This window comes from Actinocorallia herbida, from assembly GCF_003751225.1.
Classification (GTDB): Bacteria; Actinomycetota; Actinomycetes; order Streptosporangiales; family Streptosporangiaceae; genus Actinocorallia; species Actinocorallia herbida.
In genome coordinates this window covers 5,905,372-5,927,418 of the sequence record NZ_RJKE01000001.1, presented here as the reverse complement: position 1 = coordinate 5,927,418, position 22,047 = coordinate 5,905,372, and the positions used below count along the sequence as shown (strand labels likewise).

At 70.9% G+C, this 22,047-nt stretch carries 21 protein-coding genes; 8 read left to right on the top strand and 13 right to left on the bottom strand.

Features of this window, described 5'->3' with window-relative positions; translation table 11 throughout:
• Positions 1-27 precede the first annotated feature (27 nt).
• From EDD29_RS26910 to EDD29_RS26875, 8 genes are all read right to left on the bottom strand, one after another.
• Positions 28-1,035: an ABC transporter substrate-binding protein gene (locus EDD29_RS26910; protein ID WP_123667059.1), complete on the bottom strand. Its 1,008-nt coding sequence runs from the start codon at positions 1,033-1,035 to the stop codon at positions 28-30.
• A 9-nt stretch (positions 1,036-1,044) separates the two neighbouring features.
• On the bottom strand, positions 1,045-1,614 hold the full coding sequence (locus EDD29_RS26905; protein ID WP_123667058.1) for a GTP-binding protein: 570 nt from the start codon (positions 1,612-1,614) through the stop codon (positions 1,045-1,047).
• Entirely contained in the window at positions 1,598-2,053 is a 456-nt protein-coding gene (locus EDD29_RS26900; protein ID WP_211359927.1) for a DUF742 domain-containing protein, read from the bottom strand. The genes EDD29_RS26905 and EDD29_RS26900 overlap by 17 nt, the downstream gene beginning before the upstream one ends.
• Positions 2,050-2,472 (bottom strand): roadblock/LC7 domain-containing protein, encoded by a 423-nt coding sequence (locus EDD29_RS26895; protein WP_123667056.1) that lies wholly within the window; start codon positions 2,470-2,472, stop codon positions 2,050-2,052. Before EDD29_RS26895 ends, EDD29_RS26900 begins: the two co-directional genes overlap by 4 nt.
• Before the next feature lie 18 nt (positions 2,473-2,490).
• On the bottom strand, positions 2,491-5,187 hold the full coding sequence (locus EDD29_RS26890) for a sensor histidine kinase (protein WP_170201594.1): 2,697 nt from the start codon (positions 5,185-5,187) through the stop codon (positions 2,491-2,493).
• A 281-nt stretch (positions 5,188-5,468) separates the two neighbouring features.
• On the bottom strand, positions 5,469-6,278 hold the full coding sequence (locus EDD29_RS26885) for a DUF3050 domain-containing protein (protein WP_123667054.1): 810 nt from the start codon (positions 6,276-6,278) through the stop codon (positions 5,469-5,471).
• Entirely contained in the window at positions 6,278-7,759 is a 1,482-nt protein-coding gene (locus EDD29_RS26880; protein WP_123667053.1) for a class I adenylate-forming enzyme family protein, read from the bottom strand. Before EDD29_RS26880 ends, EDD29_RS26885 begins: the two co-directional genes overlap by 1 nt.
• A 1-nt stretch (position 7,760) precedes the next feature.
• On the bottom strand, positions 7,761-8,003 hold the full coding sequence (locus EDD29_RS26875; RefSeq protein ID WP_148086107.1) for a phosphopantetheine-binding protein: 243 nt from the start codon (positions 8,001-8,003) through the stop codon (positions 7,761-7,763).
• 292 nt (positions 8,004-8,295) lie between these two features.
• Here EDD29_RS26875 and EDD29_RS26870 point away from each other — a divergent pair, with 292 nt between their 5' ends.
• Genes EDD29_RS26870 through EDD29_RS26845 form a run of 6 tightly spaced genes read left to right on the top strand, consistent with a single transcriptional unit; the run spans position 8,296 to position 15,934 of the window.
• Positions 8,296-8,829 carry an RNA polymerase sigma factor gene (locus EDD29_RS26870; RefSeq protein ID WP_123667051.1) on the top strand — a complete coding sequence of 178 codons (534 nt, stop codon included), beginning with the start codon at positions 8,296-8,298 and terminating at the stop codon, positions 8,827-8,829.
• A 52-nt stretch (positions 8,830-8,881) separates the two neighbouring features.
• A complete protein-coding gene (locus EDD29_RS26865; protein ID WP_123667050.1) occupies positions 8,882-11,053 on the top strand; it encodes an MMPL family transporter in 2,172 nt (723 codons plus the stop codon).
• The gene (locus EDD29_RS26860) at positions 11,050-12,033 is read left to right on the top strand and encodes a transglutaminase-like domain-containing protein (RefSeq protein WP_123667049.1); all 984 of its coding nucleotides are present in this window, start codon (positions 11,050-11,052) and stop codon (positions 12,031-12,033) included. The genes EDD29_RS26865 and EDD29_RS26860 overlap by 4 nt, the downstream gene beginning before the upstream one ends.
• A gap of 21 nt (positions 12,034-12,054) precedes the next feature.
• Positions 12,055-13,155, top strand: a complete 1,101-nt coding sequence (locus tag EDD29_RS26855) for an alpha/beta fold hydrolase (protein WP_123667048.1) — start codon at positions 12,055-12,057, stop codon at positions 13,153-13,155.
• On the top strand, positions 13,152-14,309 hold the full coding sequence (locus tag EDD29_RS26850) for an SDR family oxidoreductase (protein WP_123667047.1): 1,158 nt from the start codon (positions 13,152-13,154) through the stop codon (positions 14,307-14,309). The genes EDD29_RS26855 and EDD29_RS26850 overlap by 4 nt, the downstream gene beginning before the upstream one ends.
• The gene (locus EDD29_RS26845; protein ID WP_123667046.1) at positions 14,306-15,934 is read left to right on the top strand and encodes an AMP-binding protein; all 1,629 of its coding nucleotides are present in this window, start codon (positions 14,306-14,308) and stop codon (positions 15,932-15,934) included. Before EDD29_RS26850 ends, EDD29_RS26845 begins: the two co-directional genes overlap by 4 nt.
• Positions 15,935-15,943: 9 nt before the next feature.
• Here EDD29_RS26845 and EDD29_RS26840 read toward each other — a convergent pair whose 3' ends face one another.
• Entirely contained in the window at positions 15,944-16,090 is a 147-nt protein-coding gene (locus EDD29_RS26840; protein ID WP_211359926.1) for a transposase, read from the bottom strand.
• 67 nt (positions 16,091-16,157) lie between these two features.
• Between EDD29_RS26840 and EDD29_RS26835 the strand changes: the two genes are divergently transcribed.
• Positions 16,158-17,360 carry an RNA-guided endonuclease InsQ/TnpB family protein gene (locus EDD29_RS26835; protein ID WP_123667045.1) on the top strand — a complete coding sequence of 401 codons (1,203 nt, stop codon included), beginning with the start codon at positions 16,158-16,160 and terminating at the stop codon, positions 17,358-17,360.
• Positions 17,361-17,451: 91 nt separating this feature from the next.
• On the opposite strand, the gene EDD29_RS45745 is transcribed toward EDD29_RS26835, so the two are convergent.
• The 4 genes from EDD29_RS45745 to EDD29_RS26815 form a co-directional block, all read right to left on the bottom strand.
• Positions 17,452-17,835, bottom strand: a complete 384-nt coding sequence (locus EDD29_RS45745) for a response regulator (RefSeq protein WP_170201593.1) — start codon at positions 17,833-17,835, stop codon at positions 17,452-17,454.
• A gap of 133 nt (positions 17,836-17,968) precedes the next feature.
• Positions 17,969-18,634 carry a response regulator gene (locus EDD29_RS26825; RefSeq protein WP_123670711.1) on the bottom strand — a complete coding sequence of 222 codons (666 nt, stop codon included), beginning with the start codon at positions 18,632-18,634 and terminating at the stop codon, positions 17,969-17,971.
• Positions 18,635-18,659: 25 nt separating this feature from the next.
• Positions 18,660-21,251 (bottom strand): histidine kinase, encoded by a 2,592-nt coding sequence (locus tag EDD29_RS26820; protein WP_123667043.1) that lies wholly within the window; start codon positions 21,249-21,251, stop codon positions 18,660-18,662.
• Positions 21,252-21,253: 2 nt separating this feature from the next.
• On the bottom strand, positions 21,254-21,463 hold the full coding sequence (locus EDD29_RS26815) for a hypothetical protein (protein ID WP_123667042.1): 210 nt from the start codon (positions 21,461-21,463) through the stop codon (positions 21,254-21,256).
• Positions 21,464-21,703: 240 nt separating this feature from the next.
• Between EDD29_RS26815 and EDD29_RS26810 the strand changes: the two genes are divergently transcribed.
• Positions 21,704-21,985: a CBU_0592 family membrane protein gene (locus EDD29_RS26810; protein ID WP_123667041.1), complete on the top strand. Its 282-nt coding sequence runs from the start codon at positions 21,704-21,706 to the stop codon at positions 21,983-21,985.
• The last annotated feature ends 62 nt before the right edge of the window (positions 21,986-22,047 follow it).

Below are 22,047 nucleotides of genomic sequence, written 5' to 3'. Positions count from 1 at the left end.
GGCGGGCTCTTTCGCGAACGCGGGACGTCAGTGCCGTTCGGCCTGGATGAACCGCGGATCGAACAGGTCGTTCAGCGACGCCTTCATGGGGGAGAGCTGGTTGTCGACCAGGAACTGCGACAGCGACCGCGCCTGGAACGGCAGGCTCGTCTCCGTCGCGGTGTCCGACCGGAATGCCTCGACGTTCTGCTGCAGCGTGAAGATCGAGGTGCCCGAGTCGTAGGAGGTGTAGTCGGCCTCCGACACGCCCGCCCGCTTCGCCATGATCCGCAGCGCCTCGGCCCGGTGCGTCTTGATCCAGTCGAGCGTGTCGAACCAGGTCGAGACCATCGCCTGCACCTTCTCGGGGTGCTTGCGCAGGAACGCCCCGGTGACGACGAGCAGGTCGGGGATCGCCCCCGGGAACTCCTTGGACGTCGCGATCGCCTTGCTGTCCTCGAGCTGCAGGGCGGTCGTCGTGAACGGCGCGAACACCCCGACGGCGTCGAGTTTGCCCTGGTAGAAGGCCTCCGCGGCGGCGTCGGTCGCCATCGGCTCGAACTTGACGTCCTTGAGGCTGAGCCCGGCCCTGCGCAGCGCGAGCGTCAGCAGGTAGTGGTCGACGGTGCCGGCCTCGGCCGCGACCCGCTTGCCCTTCAGATCGGAGATCTTGGTGATGCCGGGCCGGGCGATGATCTGGTCGTTGCCGGTCGAGTTGTCGTTGACCAGGACGGCCGTGAGCCGCGCCCCGTCCGTCACCGCGGTGAGCGTGTCGTTGAGGGTCTGGCTGTTGGCGTCGATGTCGCCGTTGGTGAGCGCGGTCAGGCTGTCGGTGTAGTTGTCGTACCAGCGCAGTTCGAGCTTCAGGCCGTGCGCGGCGAAGAAGCCCTTCTCCTGGGCGACCTGCCAGGGGAACCAGCCGGGCCAGGCGCTGAACCCGAGCGTCACCGGCCGCTCCTCGGCCTCCGGCGTCTGGCCGGGGAGCATCGAGCAGCCGCCGAGGGGGAGCACCGCCAGCAGGACCGCGGCGGTCAGCGACCGGGTGGAACGGAGCATCCTGGCCTCCTAGCGGGCGTTGAAGATCACGCTGTCCAGCAGCGCGATCAGGACGTGTTTGACCGATTCGCGGTCCCGGGCGTCGCACAGGACGACCGGGGTGCGGTCCGCGATGCCCAGCGCCTCGCGGATCTCGTCCAGGTCGAACCGGTCGGAGCCGGGGAAGTAGTTGACGCCGATCGCGATCGGGATCTGCGCCTCCTCGAAGAAGTCGAGCGCGGGATACGCCTGGTCGATGCGGCGCGTGTCGACCAGCACGATCGCGCCGATCGCGCCCTCGATCAGGTCGTCCCAGAGGAACGCGAACCGCTCCTGGCCGGGCGTCCCGAACAGGTACAGCACGATGCGCTCGTCGACGGTGATCCGGCCGAAGTCGAAGGCGACGGTCGTCGTCGACTTCGCCTCGACACCGGTCGTGTCGTCGACGCCCGCCGAGATCGACGTCATCGCCGCCTCGGTGGTCAGCGGCTCGATCTCGGAGATCGCGCCGACGAACGTGGTCTTCCCGACTCCGAAACCGCCCGAGACGATGATCTTCGCCGAGACGATGGAGGTGAGGGTTTCAGAGTGACCGAACACCTTCCCGGATCCTTTCCAGCAGGGCCAGCGAGAGGTGGCCGTTCAGGCCGGCCTGCTCATGGACGGTGAGGTAACGCTCGGCCAGCAGGTCGGCGATCAGCACCCGGGTGACGCCGAGCGGCACCCCGAGGCTCGCGGCGATCTCGGCGACCGACAGGGGCCACTGGCAGACCTCGACGATCCGCCGGCGTTCGAAGCTGAGCGGCGCCGACAGGGCCGCGGGGATGGCGGTGACCAGCGTCTCCACCCGGAGCCGGTCGTCGGCGGGCCGGGTGCGTCCGCCGGTGACGATGAACGGCCGGACGAACTGCTCGCCGGGGCCCTCGTCGGTCGGGACGGGCACGGTCGGGGGAGTGCCCGGCACGGCGGGCTCCGGCCCCTTGCGGTGCTCGACCGTGCCCGGCGGCCAGGGCGGCTCGTCGCGCCGGCCGTCGTTCACCGAAGAACCTCGTTCTTCAGCTCCGCGACGATCTCGGGCGTGAGGAGGGCGCCGAACCGCTCGCACAGCACCGCGATCTCGTGGCCGACCAGGCCCAGATCGCATTCGGTGGTCGCGACGACGCCCAGGCAGCTCCCGTCGGAGATCGACGAGACCAGCAGGAAGCCCCGCCGCATCTCGATCATCACCAGCTTGAGGCCGTCGAACCGGTACCGGTGGGACGCCGTCCGCGAGAGGCTGACGAGCCCCGAGATGATCGCGGCCAGGGGTTCGGCGGTCGGCCGGTCGAGACCGTCCGACATCGCCATCAGCAGCCCGTCGGAGGAGACGGCGACCGCGTCGGCCACCCCGTCGGTCTCCTTCACGAACCGGCCCAGCAGCCAGTTGACGTTGCTGATGTCCTGCGCGGTTTGGGACATGGCGGGGGCTCTCCTCCATCACTGCGGCTCATCGCCGGTGCGGGTGTCGGCGTTGTTGTAGCCGAGCCTGAAGCTGTCCAGCATCTGCCGGACCTCGCCGGGCGTCCGTTCGGGACGCGCCGGGGGACGGGGCTGCTCCGGCGTCGCGGGACGTTGCGCCGCCCCGGCCCGCCGGGTGCCGGGGGTGCGGGGCTGCCGCTTGAGCAGCCCGTTGCGGGTCGTTTTGGGGGCGGCGTGCCGGGGCCCGCCGCCGGGCTGGCCCTTGGCGAGCGGTCCGGCGAGCGGACCGGGCGCGAACGGCGTCCCGCCGGTGGAGCCGGGCGGCTGCGGCGGCATCCCGCCGGAGTACGGCCCGTTCGGCGGTTGCGCCGACAGCGCTCCCGGCGGCACCGCGGGATGGGCTCCGCTGCCGTGGGACGCCGAGTACGCCCCGCTCGTCTGGGAGCCGCCGGGGACGGCCGGGTACGCCCCGCTGCCGCCGTTCTGCGCCGCTCCCGGGTAGATCCCGTTCGGCCCGGTGCCGGGCTGCGCACCGCCCGTCTGGGAGTCGCCGGGATAGACCCCGTTCGGTCCGGTGCCCGGGTTGGCACCGCCGTTCGGCGCGCCGCCCGGGTAGATCCCGTTCGGTCCGGTGCCGGGGTTCGCGGCGCCCGGCTGCGCGCCGTTGGGGGACGCCGGGTGCGCGGGCCCGGAGCCGTTGGACGACGGGTGGGGCCCGCTGCCGTTCTGCCCGGACGTCCGGTCGCCGGGGATCGGCGCGCTCAGGTAGGCACCCGAGGTGTGCGGCCCGACCCCGGCGCTGACCGGCACCTGCTGCCGCGGCGCGGCCGACGGCTTGCCGGGCTGCTCCAGCAGCGACGTCGGGATCACCACGCGGGCGGTGACGCCGTTGAGCGGCGAGTCGTGCAGCCAGACCTTGATGCTGAGCCGCTGCGCGAGCCGGCCGACCACGTAGTGGCCGAGGTCGCGGGTCGGGCTGACCAGGAAGCTCTCCTCGCCGGCGAGCCGGGCGTTCGCGACGGCCATCGCCTCGGCCGCCATCCCGAGCCCCTGGTCGACGATCGCGATGTGGTACTCGTTCCCCGCCGAGCGGGCCTGCACCTCGACGGCGAGGTCCGGCGGCGAGAAGGCCAGGGCGTTCTCGACGAGTTCGGCGAGCAGGTGGGCGATCTCGGCGGCGGCCGCGCCCTGCACCATCGCCTTGTCGGCCCGGCGCAGCGTCACCCGGCGGTAGTCCTCGACCTCCGCGAACGCCGACCGCAGGACGTCGCCGACCGACACCGCGGTCGACCAGCGCCGCGGGCTGTGCTCCCCGGTGAGGATCAGCAGCGATTCGGCGTTCCGCCGCATGCGGGTGGCGAGGTGGTCGAGCTCGAAGAGGTTCGCCAGCTGGTTGGGGTCGGCTTCTTCCTTCTCCAGGGCGGAGATGAAGCCGAGCTGCCGGCGGACCAGGTTCTGGTTGCGTCGGCCGAGGTTGGCGAGGGATTCCGAGGTGTTGTACCGCATGACGGCCTGCTCGACCGCCAGCCGGACGGCCGTCTTCTGCAGGTGGTCGAGCGCCACCGCGACCTCGGCGAACTCGTCGTCCCGCTGGGCGAGGACCGATCCGGCGATCACGTGCTGCATGACGGCGCCGGGGTCGTCGGCCGCCTGGACGCGGGCGACGGCCTCGGGCAGCCGCCGCTCGGCGACGTCGTGGGCCTCGCCGGTCAGCATCGTCAGCGGGCGCATGATCGACCGGAAGGTGTACAGCCAGAGCAGCAGCGCGACGATCAGGCAGGCCAGTGCGAGCAGCGAGTACAGGAACAGGCCGCGGTCGGCGTCGCGGTGGATGCCCGCGACCCGCTGCCGGATGTCGTCGCCGAGGTCCCGCTGGATCTCGCGCAGGTCGTTGCCGATGGTCGTCATCGCGGCCGACCACTGCGGCGAGCTGAGCTTCAGCGGGCTGCCGTCGGCGCCGAGCAGCGCCTTCTGCTCGAAGTTCTCCGCCAGGCCCGCCTGCGACGTCTTGAGCGCCGCGGTCAGGTCGCTCTTGCGCTGCTCGGACGCCGTCTGCCAGAACCGGTCCAGCGCCTCGATCTTGGTGGCGCGGACCTCGGTGAAGCGCAGGTAGTCGTTCTGGGTGAAGTAGCCCTGGGCGAAGACGCCGCTGAGCTGGCTGCGCTCCAGGGCGACGGCCTCCTTGGCCTCACCGAGGGAGTGAAGGCTCTGCAGGTCGCGGCGGAGCGCCTGGTCGCTCTGGCCGAGGTCGCCCTCGGTGGAGAACCCGTTCAGCTTGACGATCGCCGAGGTGTAGAAGTCCAGCATCTCGGTGCGGTTCAGCCGGCCGGAGTCGGCGGAGTCGCGGATGAAGCTGAGCGTGTTGAGCCCGGCGAGCGCGTCGGAGACGGCCCGGGCGCTCGGCGAGGTGCCGCCCGCGATCTGCTGCTTGAGCGACTGCTCGTTGACGTCGGTGGCCCGGCGCTGCGCGTCGACCTGGGAGCGGAACTGCCCGGCGCCGCCGAGCAGAGAGCTGGTCAGGGACCGTTCCCGTTGCAGCGAGTGGATGAGGTCCTGGGCGGACAGTTCGAGGCCGACCAGGCGGGAGACGGCGTCGGCGTCACCGGAGATCCGGACCTGGTCGGCGACGCCGAAGCTCGCGACCGTCACCAGCAGCGAGGTGGGGACCAGCACGATGATCGCCAGCCGGGAGCGGATCGTGCGCCCGCCCCGCAACCATGAGCGTCCCTTCCGGCGGCGTTCGCCAGGCGGAGCCACATCTCCATTCATGTTCCGGATCCCATCTTGTTTCGGACCGACAATCACGAATCGGTGAAGACCTGAATGGCCGTCGCTCTGGTGCACCAATCTAACTGGGCGACCACCAGCCAGAGTAACGATCCGGACGAGTTTTCACACCTCTTTATAACGGCAGTTATGCGGGAATTCGAAAGAAAGGTACGCCAAAATGGCCAGACGTGCTCAGTGAAGTGACTCCGTAGACTTCTCTCGCTTCGTCAGTCGTTAACGGAGCTCCTTTGCAGCGCCGCCGCGACCCCATCCCAGAAACGTTCTCTCGCACGGAGTGACCCGGCGACCACGGAGGCGCACTCACGCCATTTCACGGAGTCCTCTCCGCAGAGATCCGCCACCATCCGCATCGCCATCGGAGTGTGCTCGCCCGCATCCACCTCGATATGGCGGGACAGGTAATCGCGGAACAGCTCCAGACGTCCGTCCGGATCATCGATCGCGGCCACCCGCGAGAACATCTCGGGGATGAGATCTTCCCTGCCGAACGCGAATGCGGCGGCCTTGCAGTGCAGCGGCGCGTTATCGATGACCTGGAAAGTCGCCAGCGTGAACTCGGCCGAAGGAGTGGGGACCGACGCAATGGCGAGCGCGTCCGGCACATTGTTACCGGTGCGTAGGAGTTGCAGCAGATCCAAGATCGGTTTCGTGTCGGCGCCCGATCGCTCCATGGCGGCGAGATAAAGCTCGAAATGGCTCGTGTACCCGCCGGCGAGAGCGTCGCTCTCCTCCACCAGCACGATCTCGTTGACCAGCCGGGTGCTGACGCCCGCGGCCCGCGGCGTCCAGGGGACGTCCACACAGGTCAGCTCGCGCTGCAGCGACTTCAGCAGCGACATGAAGTCCCAGACGGCGAACACGTGGTGGGCCATGAACGTGGCGACGGCCGCGTGGTCGTCGACCATCAGGTAGACGGGGTGGCCCGTGACGGCCTTACGCTCGGCCTCGACCAGGCCGCGCAGCTCGGTGATCCGCGGCGGGTCCTCGGCCCAGGAGTAGCGGGACGGCGCCGTCATCACGCCTCCGCCGCGCGTTCGCGCAGCCGCGACCGCAGGATCTTGCCGGCCGGGTTGCGGGGGATCTCCTCGACGAAGATGAACCGGGTGGGCCGCTTGTAGGCGGCCAGCCGCTCCACGCACAGGCCCACCAGCTCGGCCTCGTCGACGCCCTCCGGCCCGGACGGCTGGACGAACGCGACCGGCGTCTGTCCCCAGTAGGCCGACGGCGCGGGCACCACGGCGACGTCCGCGACGTGCGGCGACGTCCGCAGCGCGTGCTCGATCTCGGCGGGGTAGACGTTCTGGCCGCCGCGCAGGATCAGGTCGTTGCGCCGGTCGACGACCCAGAGCAGGCCCGCCGGGTCGACGCAGCACAGATCGCGCGTGTTGAGCTCGCCGCCGGGGAGGGTTTCGGACGTGGCGGAGGGATTCTTCCAGTAGCCCTTCATCACCCCATCGCCGCTCAGCCGCAGCTCGCCGATCTCCCCGTCGGGGAGGGTCGCGCCGTCGGGTCCGGCCACGCGGGCGACGGTGCCGAGCATCGGGCGTCCCGCGCAGGCCGCGCCGGGGACGGGCGGCGCCGACGGCTTGTCGTCGGGGCGCAGGGTGAGCGCGGGCCCGCCGCCCTCGGTGATCCCGTAGATCGTCTGGAGCCGGCCGCAGAACCGTTCCGCGGCCTCTTCTGCCAGGTCGGACGGCATCGGCGCGGCCCCGTGCAGCACCAGATCGAGGGCGCCGAGGTCGGTCTCGGCCAGCGCCCTGGTCTCGAGGATCAGGCGGATCATCGACGGGACGAGGAAGGTCTGGGTGACCTGCCAGGCGCTCATCGCGGTCAGGCAGCCCTGCGGGGTGAAGCGGTCCAGGACGCACACGGTCGCGCCCGCGGCCAGGTAGTCCAGCGCGATCACCATGCTGCCGTGGAACAGCGGGCAGGCGTTGAGGTAGATGGCCGAGGGGCCGGATCCGACGTCGGCGAGCCACGCGTGGGCGTTGGCCGCGAACGACCGCTGGTCGACCACCACGCCCTTGGGGCGTCCGGTGGTCGCGGAGGTGTGCAGGATCGCGGCCGGCGCGTCGAGCGTCGAGCCGCAGGCCGGAGCGGCCGCGTCGGGCAGCCGCTCGATCTCCTCCAGCGCGACGGCGGGCAGGCCGGGCAGCAGCGCGGCGAGCCGCGTGCGGGCGGCGTCGTCGCCGATCAGCAGCACCGGGTCCAGCGGGGCCAGCACCGCCGCGATCTCGGGGTCGGTGAGCGCCGGGTTGACCGGCGCGGCGACCACCCCGGCGACGGCGCAGGCGAAGTAGGTCTCCAGGATCTCGACGCGGTTGGCGCCGATCACCGCGATCCGGTCGCCGGGCGCGGCCCGCTCGGCCAGCAGCGCGGCCAGCGCGTGGACGTCCCGTTCGAACTCGCGCCACGAGACGTCGCGCCGGACGTCACGCAGCGCCAGCGCGTCGGGCCTGCGAGCGCGGTGCCGTTCGATGAGTGATCCGAGCCACATCTCACCTCGCCCCCTCGAGCAGGTCGGCGACCGCGCGCACGGACGTCAGGCCCGCCAACTCGTCGCCGGTCAGCGGCCGGCCGAGGACGTCCTCGCAGCGCAGCCCGACCCGCACGATCTCGCCGGAGTCGACGCCGCCGAACGCCAGGTCGTCGTCGTCGGACAGCCGGTCGACGACGGCCGCCAGATCGACGCTGTTCTCGATCAGCGCACGGGCCGCGGATCTCGACTCGGAGGATGACACGGAGATCACCTTCTTGGAGGGGGGAGGCTCGGGGAGGGGCTGGTGCGACCGAGCCGTTAGTGAAGAGGCGTGTGGGAGTTCCGGCAATCCGTACGAACCCCAACTTTTTTGCAGATTCCCCCAGATCGCGCCCGAGCCATGCCCCCGTGTCCGGTTCTGTGGCATTTATGGTGGTTGACCGACTGTTTCAGGGCGGTAAACGTTCCTGGCCGGATGTTGCCGCATTCCGGCCACGTGTGGTTTGGTGCGCAGTGCTCCAGGCGAATCAGTGTCCGTTCTAACGGGAGCGCGGATGAACAACCCGGTAACCGCACACCACGACGACCCGACGTTTCTCGTACGCCGTGCACAGCGTGGAGATCTCACCGCTCTGGCCACTCTGCTGCAACAAATCACCCCGTTCATCGAACGCATTTGCCGTCCGATCGCGAGCCAGGACACCCCGGACGCGGTCCAGGAATCCCTGATCGTGATCTACCAGAATCTCGGTGCCCTCGAGAAACCGGCGGCGATCTACTCATGGGTAAGGATCATCGCGCTGCGAGAGGCGATCCGCGTCGCGCGGATCGCGGGACGAGTGATCGCCACCGACGTGATCGAGATCGTCGGCTCGAACTCGCCCCAGCTCGGCACCGAGATCCGTGACGTCCTCGGCCGGCTGACTCCAGAGCACCGGACGATGTTGACTCTCCGTCACGTTCAGGAGTTGGACGAGCAGACGGTGGCGAAATCGCTTGATCTTCCGCTGGGAACTGTCCGGTCACGGCTGTTCCGAGCCCGTCGGGCATTTCGCGACGCATGGGAAGGAGAAGCGGCCGCGGGATAACAAATTCGGTATTGGTGGGAATGTAATCCACTGAACCGGCCTCTGTTATGTCGTGCTGTCTCAACTGACCGATCTCACAACGCGGCATCCCCGGCGGTTCCTGTGGGCGGCCGTCCTGCTGGTCGTCGCCGGTCTGCTGGCCGGCACCGTGGCGTCGCTCGCGATGACCATGGGCCTGGGCGACTACGACGACCCGGCGTCGCCGAGCTCCGCCGCGCGCCGCGACGTGCTCGCCGCCACCGGCATAGACCCCGAACAGGGGTATCTGGTGCTGATCCGGCTCGACCGCGCCCTCGACCCGGCCGGGCCGCCGCCCGCCGAGGTCACCAGGGTCGAAGGGCTCCTCGCGGCACGTCCCGAGGTCCGCTCCGTGCTCACCTACGCCTCCGCCCACGACCCCCGGATGGTCGCGGCGGACCGGCGGTCCACGTTCGTGGCCGCGGCCGTCGGCTCCTTCACCGGGAACCACGAGCGGGACGCCGTCGCCGCCGTCCAGGACGCGCTGAAGGCCGACCCGCTGCTGGCGGGAAAGACCTGGCTGGGCGGGCCGACGACCGCGAACGTCCAGGTCAGCGCCGTCTCCACGATCGATCTGGCGATCGCCGAGACCGCCGCGTTCCCGATCCTGCTGATCCTGCTGCTGTTCGTCTTCCGCGGCGTCGTCGCGGCCGTGCTGCCGCTGATCGGCGCGGTCTGCGCGATCGCGATCGCGATGCTCGGGCTGGCCGCCGTCATGCCGTTTCTCAAGCTCTCGATCTTCGCGCTGAACCTGCTGCTGGCGCTCGGCGTCGGGCTGGCGGTCGACTTCAGCCTGCTGATGGTGTCCCGGTTCCGGGAGGAGCTGGCCGCCGGACGCGACGTCCCGGAGGCCGTGCGCGCCACCGTCGCGACCGCGGGGCGGACCGTCCTGTTCAGCGCGCTCACCGTCGCCGCGGCCCTGGCGACGCTGCTGCTGTTCCCGCAGCGGTTCCTTTACTCGATGGGCCTGGCCGGAGTGCTGTGCACGGCCGCGGCCGCCGCGTTCGCGCTGGTGCTGCTGCCCGCCCTGCTCGCCCTGCTCGGCCACCGGGTGGACCGCTGGGCGCCTCGCCGCCATGGGCTGCCGCCGCGCGGCCGCTGGTACGCCTTCGCGCACGCCGTCATGCGCCGTCCGGTGGTGTTCGGGCTGGCGGCCGCCGCGCTCCTGCTCGCCTGCGGCGTGCCGTTCACCAGGATCGCCTTCACCGGCGTCGACGCGACCGTGCTGCCGTCGAGCGAGTCGGCCGGGCAGGTCAGCCGGGAGCTGGCGGCGGCCTTCCCCGACGCGCCCGGCAGCCCGATCCGCCTGGTCGTCACCGCGCCCGACGACGCCGGGCCCGCCCTCACCGACTACGCGACGCGGGTCCGCGGCGTCACCGGGATCACCGCCGTGGGCGCGCCCGAACGCCTGGCGCCGGGACTCTGGCAGCTCGAGGCCGTCCCGGACGGGCCGCCGCTGAAGGCCGCCGCGCTCTCGGCGCTGGACCGGGTGGCGGCGCTGCCCGCCCCCTACCCCGTCCGGGCGACCGGACAGACCGCCTGGTTCGCCGCCATGCAGGACAGCCTCGGCGCCCACCTCCCCGGCGCGCTGGCCCTGCTCATCGCGACCACCCTCGTCCTGCTGTTCGCGCTGACCGGCTCGCTGCTCCTCCCCGTCAAGGCGCTGATCATGAACGGGCTGTCGCTGTCGGCGGCGCTCGGCCTGCTCGTCCTCGTCTTCCAGGACGGCCGCTTCGAGGACCTGCTGGGCTTCACCGGCCAGGGCGCCCTGGAGTCGACCGCGCCGATCATCCTGTTCGCGCTCGTGTTCGGCCTGTCCACCGACTACACCGTGTTCCTGCTCAGCCGGATCAAGGAGCACCACGACGCCGGGCTCCCCACCCGGGAGGCCGTCGCCGTCGGGCTGGAGCGGACCGGCCGGATCGTGACGATGGCCGCCGTGCTCCTGGCGATCGCGGTCGGCGCCCTCGCCCTGTCCCGGCTGGCGTTCATCAAGGAACTCGGGCTCGGCGCGGCCGTCGCCGTCCTCATCGACGCCACGATCGTCCGTGCGGTCCTCGTCCCGTCCCTCATGGCGATCATGGGCGGGCTCAACTGGTGGGCGCCCGGACCGCTGCGGCGGCTGCACGCACGCCGCGCCGAGCCGATCCCCCTCGTCGTCCTCTCGCCCGATCCGAAGAACACCGAGGTGGTGCAGCTCCGATGACCCTCCACTATCCGCTCGACGCCGTGACGGCCCGCTCCTGGCGCTCGGCCGTCCGGCGGCTGATCCCGACCCCCGCCGCCCACCGGCGCGCCGACGTCGGCCGGGACGCCGCGCGCTCCCTCCTCGGCTGCGACGACGCCACCCTCGACCTGCTCCTCGAAGCCGGGCTGCCCAGCTCCGGCACCGGCGACGCCGCCCGCTTCGACCGGTTCGACCTGATCAACGTCGCGATCTACGGCGGGGCCGGGCGGAGTGTCCCGGAGGCCGCCCAGCGGTACGTGCTCCGGTACGCCGACGGGCGTCCCGATTCGTGGACCGAACCGCGGCGCTGGACGCTCCGCTGGCTGCTGCGCTGCGCCGACCAGACCTGCGAGGGCAAGTGGCGGGTCCGGCTCCCGACGCCGGAACTGTTCGGCGGCTCCCTCACCGACCCGCCCGGCCCCGACCCCCTGGAGACGACCGGACCGTCCGTCCGGATCACCACCGGGGCGGTCACCGCGGGGCACCGCGCCGAGGTCCGCTCCCCGGTCGCCCGCGCCCTGTTCGACGAGGTGCTGACCGAACTGGAGACCGGCCGGCTCCGCTACCAGTGGCTGCCCGCCGACCTCGGCGCCGACCTGCCCGGCGCCGTCGCCAACGGCACCCTCGACTGCGTCGCCGCCGCCCTGCTGCTCGCCGAACGCGGCCGCGAACGGGGCCTTTCGACCCGGACCCGGCGCGGCCGGATGCTCGGCATGATCGCCGTCGACCACGCCTGGGCCGAGATCCGCGACGACGACGGCCGCTGGCTGCCGCTCGACCCGGTCTTCGCGCTGCTGGGCGGCACCGGCAGGACCGGCCCGGCCGCCGCCGCCTTCGCCGCGTTCTGCGCGGGCTCCGTCCCCGGACGGTTCCTGCCGTGGGACGTCGCCGCGGGCGCCCCGCTGGCCGAGCACTCCTGCGGCGCGTGGACCGAGACGTTCCTGGCCTCACCGGCCTGACCGACACCACAGGGGGATCTCATGGCCGACGAGCCGATGGAACTGGAACTGCGGTACCGCGACCTCGCGCCGCTGCGCACGGGGGACGGCCGCGAGACCTACTACGAGATCAACGGCACCGCCGGACCGCACGTCACGGTCGTCAACAACTTCTTCCTGACCGCGCCGATGTGGCGGAACTACACTGGCCGGCTCGCCGAGCGGAACCGGGTCGTCACCTACGACCTGCGCAACCAGGGCGCGTCGACCGCCGACCCCGGCGTGATCGCCTGGACCGACCACGTGGCCGACCTCGGCGCGGTCCTCTCCGCCGCCGGAGCGGACCGCACCTACCTGGTGGGGACGTCGATCTCGGCGCTGATCTGCCGCGACTACGCGCTCGCGCACCCCGACCGGGTCGCCGGGCTGATCCTCGCCGGACCCGTCTGCACGCCGTCGGGGGGGCTGCGGCGGCGGGCGATCACCCGGTCCTGGGCGAACTCGATGGAGCACGGCGGCACCGCCGCGCTCTGGGACCACCTGTACTCGATGGTCTTCGGCGAACCGATGATGCGCGCCCTCGGCACCGCCGGCTACCTGGGGCTGCGGGAGGCGTTCACGGCGCTGCACGCGGCCGACCTCGTCGCGCCGAACCTGCGGTCCTCCCTGGACGCCTCCGACGACCCCGCGCTGCTGGGCGAGCTGACCTGCCCCGTCCTGGTGATCGCGGGGGAGGAGGACCCGCTGTGGAGCCCGGGCGCGCTGGCCGAGACCGAGCAGCTGATCAAGGACGTCAGGACGATCTGGCTGAGCGGCATCGGCCACCTGCCCTACATGGAGGCGCCCGAGGTCTTCGAGCGGGACGTCCAGGAGTTCATCGACTCCGTGGAGGCGCGCGGCGAGCGGGGAACGGTCCCGGTGCTGCGGCGCCTGCTGCGGGCGGTCGCCCCCGGCGCGGCGGACCTCGCCGACCCCGACCTCGACACCGCCGCCCTGGCCTCCCTCGGGCTGGACTCGTGGGGCTATGTCGCGCTGCTGTCGTCGATCGAGCGGGAACTGGGCGTCGCGTGGGATCCGGACGTCCCGATGAGCGCCCTCGGCTCCCTCGCCGCGATCGCCGGGCACCTGGGGGAGCGGCCGTGACCCACCTGCTCACCGGCGCCACCGGTTTCGTCGGCGCGGCGATGGCCCTGGAACTCCTCGACCGCACCCCGGACGACCTGCGCTGCCTGGTCCGCGGCCCCGACGCCGCCGCCGCCACGCTGCGCCTGCACAACGCGCTCAGCCACGCCGCCCGCCTGTACGACCGCGCCGACCTGATCCCCGCTATCGCCGGCCGGACCCGTGCCGTCGCCGGCGACGTGACCGAGCCGGGCTGCGGCGTCGACCCCTCCGCTCTGCCGCCCGTCACCGCGGTGTGGCACGCCGCGGCGTCCCTGCGCTTCGAGGACCGCTACGCCGCCGAGATCCACACCATGAACGTCGTCGGCGCGGGCAACGTCGTCGACCTCGCGAAGGCGCTCGGCGGGCCGCCGCTCAACCACGTCAGCACCGCCTACGTCGCGGGCGCGCGGACCGGCACCGTCACCGAGACGGTCGCCGACCCGGCCGTCCGCACCCACAACCACTACGAGCGCACCAAGATCGAGGGCGAGCTGATCGTCGCCCGCTCGGGTCTCGACTGGCGGATCCTGCGGCCCAGCATCGTCATCGGCCACTCCCGGACCCTCGCCGTCACCTCCTACAGCGGCATGTACGGGTTCCTGAGCGCGCTGCTGGTGTTCCGCCGGACCGTGGAGCGGAACTTCGGGCATCTGCTGCGCTTCAAGGCGATCCCGCTCATCGCCGACCCGGACGCCCCGCTCGACTTCGTCCCCGTGGACCTGGTCGCCCGGGACTCCGTCACGGTGGGCCTGCACGGCCCGTCCGAGACGGTCTACCACCTCACCAACCCGGCCGCGCCGTTCGTCGGCGGCGCGATCGCCGAGCTCTTCGAGTCCACCGGGCTGCGGCCGCCGCGCTACGTCACCGGCGACGGCCAGTTCACCTCGATGGACCGCAAGCTCGACGACGCCGTGGAGTTCTACTCCTCCTATCTCGCCTACGCCAAGACCTTCGACCGGGCCAACACCGACGCCGCCGCGGCGGCCGCCGTTGTCCGCACGGACGCGGAGTTCCCGATGCCGCCCGGCACCGTCCGGCGGTTCGCCGACTGGTACCTCGAGCTGATCCGCGCCGACGGCCGGGTCTCCGCCCCCGCCCGCCAGCTCTTCGCCTACAGAACGGGACGACGATGACACTCACGATCACGGGGCGCGACAAGATGTTCCACCCGGGGCTGATGTTCCAGCGGGCCGCCTACCGCTACCCCGGCACCGCGATCCGCCTCGACAAGCCGCTCGATCTCGCACCCGAGCTGGGCACCTTCCTCAAGTACGAGGACCTGGCGTTCCTGGTGGAGAGCACCGCGGCCAGCCTGCGGGCGCACGGCGTCCTGCCCGGTCAGAAGGTCGCGGTCTACAAGAGCCAGAACGCCGACATCATGCTGCTGGCCTGCGCGATCGCCCGGGTCGGCGCCGTCCCGGCGATGCTCGCGCCCGCCCTGGACGGCGGGACCGTCGCGGAGATGGCCGAGTTCCTGCGGCCCGAGCACCTGATCTCCGACGCGGCCAAGCTGATCGACAGCGACCTGGACCGCAGCACCTGGACGCTCGCGCCGTCCGTGCTGCTGGTGGGGCGGGCCTTCAACGGGCTGCCGCTGCTGCGCGAACGCTACGGGCGGCCGCCCGCCTACCCCGAGACCGAACCGTCCGACGTCATGATCATCACGCACACGTCGGGGACGACGGGGCTGCCGAAGCTCGTCGCCCAGTCCCGCAGCGGGATGCAGGCGCACGTGACGATCCAGCGCCGGATCGCGCGGGTGCTGCGGGTCCGCGAGCCGTACGCGCTGTGCATCTCCTTCGTGCACGCCCGCACGTACTCGGCGCTCGCGATGGGCTTGGAACGGGGGCTGCCGTTCGCGTTCCTCACCGACTCCTCGGTGGGCAGCGTCCGGCGGATGTTCGAGGGCTTCCGGCCGGGCCTGGTGGAGACGCACCCCAACACCTACATCCAGTGGGAGGAGCTGGCCGAGGAGCCGAACGGCCCGCTCTCGCAGGTCAAGTTCTACATCGGCACGTTCGACGCGATCCACCCCCGGACGGTCAAGATCCTGCTGGGCGCCTCGAACCGGCGGCGCGCCATGTACTTCCAGGCGTACGGCCAGTCCGAGACGGGCCCCGTCACCGTCAAGCCGTACTCCCGCTGGCTGTGGACCCGTTCCGAGGGCCGCTGCGTCGGCCACCCGATCCCCGGCGTCACCCGGGCCCGCATCGGCGAGAAGTCCGACGGCCGCATCGGCCCGATCGAGGTCCGCTCCCGCGGCCAGGCCCGCACCTACGTCGGCCAGAACGACCGCTGGCGCCGCAACTTCACCCCCGACGGCTGGTGGGACATGACGGACGTCGGCCACCGCGGCCGCCTGGGCTGCGTCCACCTGCTCGACCGCGAGGTCGACCGCGCGGAACTCCTGGAGAGCGTCCTCAAGGTCGAGGACATCGTCATCAGCCGCATGCCGGAACTCACCGAGGCGATCGTCGTCCCCCTCGACGGCTTCCTCCAGCCGGTCGTCTGCACCCGCCACGACAAGCCGCTGGACCTTCCCCGCTGGCGCGAGGCCGTCGCCGACCAGCCCCCCATGGCCAAACCCCTCCAAGCCCACTGGACCGACCTCCCCACCACCGCCACCTGGAAGGTCAAGCGCCTCGAACTCCGCACGATGCTCATGGAGGCGGGCTACCAAGACGCGGCCCGGTGCTCCGGCCTTCAGGCCGGGGGTGAAGGGCCGCCGCGAGGTCGGGGCCGTCCAGGCCCCCGGTGAGCACCTGCTCTAACCTGGCCGGTTCTGCTGCTCGATGTACTGGCGGAGCAGGGTGAGGGGCGCGCCGCCGACAGTGCCGGCGAGGTAGGAAGCCGACCACGGTTTGTTCGCCCGCCAGTAGTGGGCGGTCAGTTCGGGGAATTCCTGTCCAAGCACGAAAACACCGTGCCTGCCTGTTCTGATGTCGCTGTGGCCGTCCATGGCCCAAGGTTAAGATCGGGGTGTGCGGTTGCGGTACAACTTCCGGCTCTACCCGACGGTCGGTCAACGCGAGGCGTTGGCTCGGGCGTTCGGGTGCGCGCGCGTCGTCTACAACGACGCGTTGCGTGCACGGGAGACCGCACGCCGGGACGGACTGCCGTTCCCCAAGACCGGCGACCTGTCCAGGACGCTCATCACCCAGGCGAAGGCCACGCCGGAGCGTTCGTGGCTGGCCGAAGTCTCATCGGTGGTTCTTCAGCAGGCGTTGCGGGACCTCGATACCGCCTACCGGAACTTCTTCGATGGTCTGTCGGGCAAGCGCCCCCGCATGGGTGCGCCTGGGTACCGGTCGCGGAAGGACACGCGGCAGACGGTCCGGTTCACCGCCAACGCCCGCTGGCAGATCACGACAGGCGGGAGGTTGCGGCTGCCGAAGGTCGGAGACGTGCCTGTTCGCTGGTCGCGTCGTCTGCCGTCGGTTCCGTCGTCGGTCACGGTGATCAAGGATTCGGCGGGCCGGTACTTCGCGTCGTTCGTGATCGACGCCTCGCCGGAACCCTTGCCGGAGACCGATGCGGTGGTCGGTCTGGATCTGGGACTCACCCACTTCGTGATTCTGTCGGACGGTACGAAGATCGAAAGCCCGCGTTTCCTGCGGCGGGCCGAGAAGAAACTGAAGAAGGCCCAGCGGGATCTCTCCCGCAAACAGAAGGGTTCGAAGAACCGGGCGAGAGCACGGGTGAAGGTCGCCCGCGCTCACGCGAAAGTCACCGACGCCCGCCGGGATTTCCACCACCGGCTCTCCACCCTGCTGATTCGCGACAACCAAGCGATCGCCGTGGAAGACCTGGCGGTGAAGGGCCTGGCCCGCACCCGGCTGGCGAAATCCGTGCACGACGCCGCATGGTCGCGATTCGTGACGATGCTGGAGTACAAGGCCGCCCTGTACGGACGGACCGTGGTGAAGATCGGCCGGTTCGAGGCCACCTCGCAAGTCTGCTCGATGTGCGGGGTCAAGGACGGACCGAAGCCGTTGAACGTCCGTGAATGGGAGTGCCCGCACTGCGGGACGGTCCTGGACCGGGACGTCAACGCGGCGGTGAACGTCGCGAAGGCCGCCGGGCTGGCGGTTTCGGCCTGTGGAGCGCAGGTAAGACCGGGAGTGATCCCGGCGCAGCGTGACGAAGCAGAAACCCACTCCAAGCTCACACCCTCACCGGTGTAGCAGGGGAGAATCCCCTCCCTTCAGGGAGGGGAGGAGGTCAAGGCTTGGAACGCATGACCCCCGCCTGAGCACTCCGATTTTCCCCGAGGTCCTAACGCTGCGCGGCGGCGGCCTTCAGGGTCGCTAGAAGGACCTCGGGGGAACTGTCCTTGTCGAGGAAGCGGTAGGCGCCGGCGGCCAGGGCGTAGGCGCAGAGTTCGCTCTGGACGCTGATGGCGACGGTGGGGATCCGGAGTTCGCCGCTGAGGGTGCGCAGGAGCCGGAGGCCGTCGCGTTCGCCCGGGAGGAGGACGTCGACGAGGGCGACGGTGGGGGAGTGCTCGCGGGCGCGCTGGACGGCTCGGGCGGCGCCGCGCTCGGCGGCGACGACCGAGAAGCCGGCGCTGCTGGACAGGAACGCGCGCAGCGCGCCGAGCACGCGCGGGTCGTCGTCCGCGATGAGGACGCGGACGGTCGTCTCGTCGTCGCTGTGCAAGCCGCCTCCCAGCCCGGCCGACGCGTTCCGGAACGGAACGGCGAGACCTCTAGTCGACACTGTCGGGCCTCTCGCGTCGAGAGGTGAATGCCGTAATCTTCCCGCGACAAATGTCCCGAATTGGAGTGTTTGGTTACGGTCCGGGGGCGATCCCCTCACGGATCGCCCACAGCGCGGCCTGGGTGCGTGAGACCAGGCCGAGCTTGCCCAGCATGTTGCTGACATGCGTCCGGGTGGTCCGTTCGCTGATCATCAGAGCCTTCGCGATGTCGCGGTTGGAGTGGCCGCGGGCGACCAGCTCCAGGATCTCGCGTTCACGCGGGGTGAGGACCGCTCCGGTTTCGGCGGGCTGGCGCAGCGACCTGGTCAGCTTGCCGACCACGGCGGCGTCCAGGTGGATCTCGCCCCGGTGCGCCGCCCGGACCGCGACCCCGACCTCGTCGGCGTCGGCGTCCTTGAGCAGGTAGCCGGCCGCGCCGACCTCCAGCGCCAGATGGACGCGCTCGGCCTCGCTGAAGCTGGTCAGCGCGACCACCTCCACCGCCGGGTACAGCTTCTTGATCTCCGCGGTGGCGGCGATGCCGTCCATCCGCGGCATCTCCAGATCCATCAGGACGACGTCGGGCAGCGCCTCCTCGGCGGACAGGAAGCCCAGGAGGTCCAGGGCGTGCCTGCCGTCGGCGGCCTCGCCCACGACCTCGATGTCGTCGAGCATCCCGAAGAAGAGCTGGAGTCCCTTGCGGACGACGTTGTGGTCGTCGACGACGACGACGCGGATCGGCTCGTCGGGACCGCTCATCACATCTTTGTGCATGGCTTGTTCATCACTCCAGGGCTGCGGTTCCCACATCGTCTCGGCCCGGTTCGGGCGGGTGCAAGCACCCCGGGATAACGGCCCGGACGGTGGACCCTCCGGCGGAGCTGGCGATGTCGAGCCGGCCGCCCAGCCGCTCGGCGCGCTCCCGCATGCCGTCCAGGCCCAGATGGCCCGGATGCGGCGCCCCCGGATCGAATCCGACCCCGTCGTCGCCGACCTCGACCGTCAGCGCGGTGTCCTCCTCTCGCAGCCGGACCGTGATCCGGCTCGGCGAGGCGTGCTTGATCGAGTTGTGCACGGCCTCCTGCACGATGCGGAACAGGTCCTGCTCGGGCCGTTCCGCCAGCGGAAGCCGGTCGGGCGGGGCGTCCACCTCGATCGCGATGCCCTCGCGGGCCGCGACCGTGGCGACGTGCCGCTTCACCGCCGCCGACAGGCCCTCCTCGTGGAGCGTGCCGGGACGCAGCTGGAAGATCAGCGCCCGCATCTCCGACAGCGCGCTCTGGGTGAGCGCCCGCAGCTCCGACAGGGTCGGCGCGACGGCGTCCTTGCGCTCCCAGTCCGACCGCTGGACGGCCAGCTCCAGCGCCCGCGTGTGCAGGTTCATCGAGAACAGCGCCTGCGAGACCGAGTCGTGCAGCTCGCGGGCGAGCCGGTGCCGCTCTTCCAGCGCCGCCACCTGGGACGCCTCGTCCAGGATCTCCTTGATGGTCTCGGCGGGCATCGGATCCTCGCGGGTCACCGACGCGATGACGAACCGGGCGCACGCCGGGCCGACCGCCCCGGCCATCAGCGTCTCGACGTGCTGGACCAGCTCGGGATCGGCCTCGGAGTCCCGGTTCGGCGGGACGCCGTGCTCGGTGAACGCCCGTGCCGTCCCGGCCGGGCCGAGGAACCGCTCCGCCAGAATCCGCAGGTCGCCGACCGTGACCCGGCCGTACCAGCGGCGCGTGCCGGTGGTGTCGTCCAGGGCGTCGACGAACACCGCGGCGTCGGCCAGGACGGCGGCACTCGGCCGCTCGGCCAGCGACACCGCGACGTACAGCCCGACGTTGACGAACATGCTCCAGAACATCGCGTGGCTGATCTCGTCCATGCCCGACAGCCCGAACAGCGCCTGCGGGCGCAGCCAGTCCTGCTCGAACAGGCCCTGGTCGGTGAGCGCGCCCGGCAGCCAGCCCGCCTTGTCGAAGGTCGGCAGCAGCAGCGTGTACACCCAGACCGCGAACCCGGCGGAGAGCCCGGCGAGCGCGCCGTGCCGGGTGCCGTACCGCCAGAACAGCCCGCCGAGCACCGCGGGCGCGAACTGGGCGACCGCGGCGAACGACAGCAGGCCGAAACTCACCAGGGGGAGGCCGCTGCCGAACGTCCGGAAGTAGACGTAGCTGGCCACCATGATCACAATGATCGCGGCCCGCCGGACGCCGAGGATCGTCGGCGTCAGGTCGGCGCGCTCGCGGGAGCGGGTGCGCAGCAGCAGGGGCAGGACCAGGTAGTTGGAGATCATCGTGCTGAGCGCGACGGTCTCCACGATGATCATGCCGGTGGCGGTGCTGAGGCCGCCGACGAACACCAGCAGCGTCACCAGGTCCGAGCCCGCCGACAGCGGGATGGCCAGCAGGAACGTGTCGGGGTCGACCGCGCTGTGCGAGCCGAAGCGCAGCAGCCCGCCGAGCGCGATCGGCAGCACGAACAGGTTGATGACCAGCAGGTAGAGCGGGAACAGCCACATCGCCCGCAGCAGGTGCCGCTCGTCGGTGTTCTCCACGAACGTCACCTGCCACTGCCGGGGCAGCAGGATCACCGCGAGCATCGACAGCAGGATCAGCCAGACCCAGGTGCCGTAGGAGCCGCCGTTGCCGCCCGCGGTGAGCATCGCGGCGGTGCGGGGCGTGGCCTCGGCGAGCTCGAACAGGTCGCCGAAGCCGCCGAACACCCCGAACACGACGTACGCGCCCGCGATCAGGAAGATGATCAGCTTGAGCACGGACTCCATCGCGATCGTTGCGACCATGCCCTCGTGCCGCTCGGAGGCGTCCAGGCGGCGGGTGCCGAACCAGATCGCGAACGCCGCCAGCAGGAACGTCAGGTAGAGGCCGGTGTCCTGGACGAACGAGACGTGCGCCAGCTCGTACTTGGTGGGCACCCGCGGATGCAGCCGGATGATCTCGCAGCTGTTGGAGACGGTCTTCAGCTGGAGCGCGATGAACGGCAGCAGCCCCACCACGGTCAGCACCGTCACCAGCGCGCCCAGCGTGGTGCTGCTGCCGTAGCGGGCGGAGATGAAGTCGGCGAGCGAGGTGATGCGGTGCCGCTTGCTGATCCGGATGATCTTCCGGATGACGGCCCACCCGAGCGCGAACATGAGGGTAGGGCCGATGTAGATCGGCAGGAAGCCGAGGCCCGAGGTGGCGGCCTGCCCGACGCCGCCGTAGTAGGTCCACGAGGTGGCGTAGACGGCCAGCGAGAGCGCGTAGACGGTGCCGCTCTTGATGATGCTCCGGCCGGCGGCCGCGCGCCGGTCGACGTAGTAGGCGACGACGAAGAGCGACAGCAGGTAGACCCCGGCGACGACGGTGACGAAGGTGTCTCCCAGCATGCCTACCCCTGACTTCGGCGCGACGTGAGGAGCGCGATCGACACGATGAGGACGGCCCAGCAGGTCAACAGGTAGGCCCAGACGAGCGGGACGCCGAGGAAGAGGCGCCCGTGATCGAAGATCATGAGGAGCGGGGGAGAGAAGAGAAGGAAGCCGAGCACCGCGAGGGCCACGAGACGCGAGGAAAGGCGGTCGTCCCGGCGATTTTCCATGATTCACGGTAAATCTGGGGGCCGCTGTTCTCAAGAGGGAACACCGCGTGATCATCAGAGCTACGTCATTTGACGTAGCGGGGTCGCCGGAACGGCCATCGCGGGGTTCCCCGATTGCGCGGCCGGGTTCGGTCAGGCGTCCGATGCCCCGAACCTCGTTCGGGAGCAACCTTGTGTCAGCCGCCGACAACCGGCCGGCCCGGGTCCCAGCGGGAACCGCAGCGCGAAAGAAGACCCCCCATGCTCGAATCCATCCAGATCATCGGTGCTCTGTGCGTGCTGCTCGCCTACATCGCCGCACAGGTGAAGCTGACCGGGCAGGACTCCTATCCGTATCTCGTCCTCAACGTCGTGGGCTCGGGGATTCTGGCGCTGCTGGCGCTGGACGGCCGCGCATGGGGCTTCCTCCTGCTCGAAGGCAGCTGGGCGATCGTCACCGGCATCGGCCTGATCCGCCGGCTGTTCTCCGCCGAACCCGACATCGAGCAGATCCGCTGGAGCGACGTCGACATCCGGCTCTGACATCCGGCTCAGGAATGCGGGGGGAGCGGGCCGCCACCACAGGGCAGGTGGCGGCCCGCTCC

Excerpts from the sequence above, each read along its gene's own strand:
- EDD29_RS26895 (WP_123667056.1), bottom strand. The coding sequence starts at position 2,472 with ATGTCCCAAACCGCGCAGGACATCAGCAACGTCAACTGGCTGCTGGGC.
- EDD29_RS26810 (WP_123667041.1), top strand. The coding sequence starts at position 21,704 with ATGCTCGAATCCATCCAGATCATCGGTGCTCTGTGCGTGCTGCTCGCC.
- EDD29_RS26870 (WP_123667051.1), top strand. The coding sequence starts at position 8,296 with ATGAACAACCCGGTAACCGCACACCACGACGACCCGACGTTTCTCGTA.
- EDD29_RS26910 (WP_123667059.1), bottom strand. The coding sequence starts at position 1,035 with ATGCTCCGTTCCACCCGGTCGCTGACCGCCGCGGTCCTGCTGGCGGTG.
- EDD29_RS26880 (WP_123667053.1), bottom strand. The coding sequence starts at position 7,759 with ATGTGGCTCGGATCACTCATCGAACGGCACCGCGCTCGCAGGCCCGAC.
- EDD29_RS26820 (WP_123667043.1), bottom strand. The coding sequence starts at position 21,251 with ATGCTGGGAGACACCTTCGTCACCGTCGTCGCCGGGGTCTACCTGCTG.
- EDD29_RS26860 (WP_123667049.1), top strand. The coding sequence starts at position 11,050 with ATGACCCTCCACTATCCGCTCGACGCCGTGACGGCCCGCTCCTGGCGC.
- EDD29_RS26845 (WP_123667046.1), top strand. The coding sequence starts at position 14,306 with ATGACACTCACGATCACGGGGCGCGACAAGATGTTCCACCCGGGGCTG.
- EDD29_RS26885 (WP_123667054.1), bottom strand. The coding sequence starts at position 6,278 with ATGACGGCGCCGTCCCGCTACTCCTGGGCCGAGGACCCGCCGCGGATC.
- EDD29_RS26825 (WP_123670711.1), bottom strand. The coding sequence starts at position 18,634 with ATGAGCGGTCCCGACGAGCCGATCCGCGTCGTCGTCGTCGACGACCAC.
- EDD29_RS26815 (WP_123667042.1), bottom strand. The coding sequence starts at position 21,463 with ATGGAAAATCGCCGGGACGACCGCCTTTCCTCGCGTCTCGTGGCCCTC.
- EDD29_RS26855 (WP_123667048.1), top strand. The coding sequence starts at position 12,055 with ATGGCCGACGAGCCGATGGAACTGGAACTGCGGTACCGCGACCTCGCG.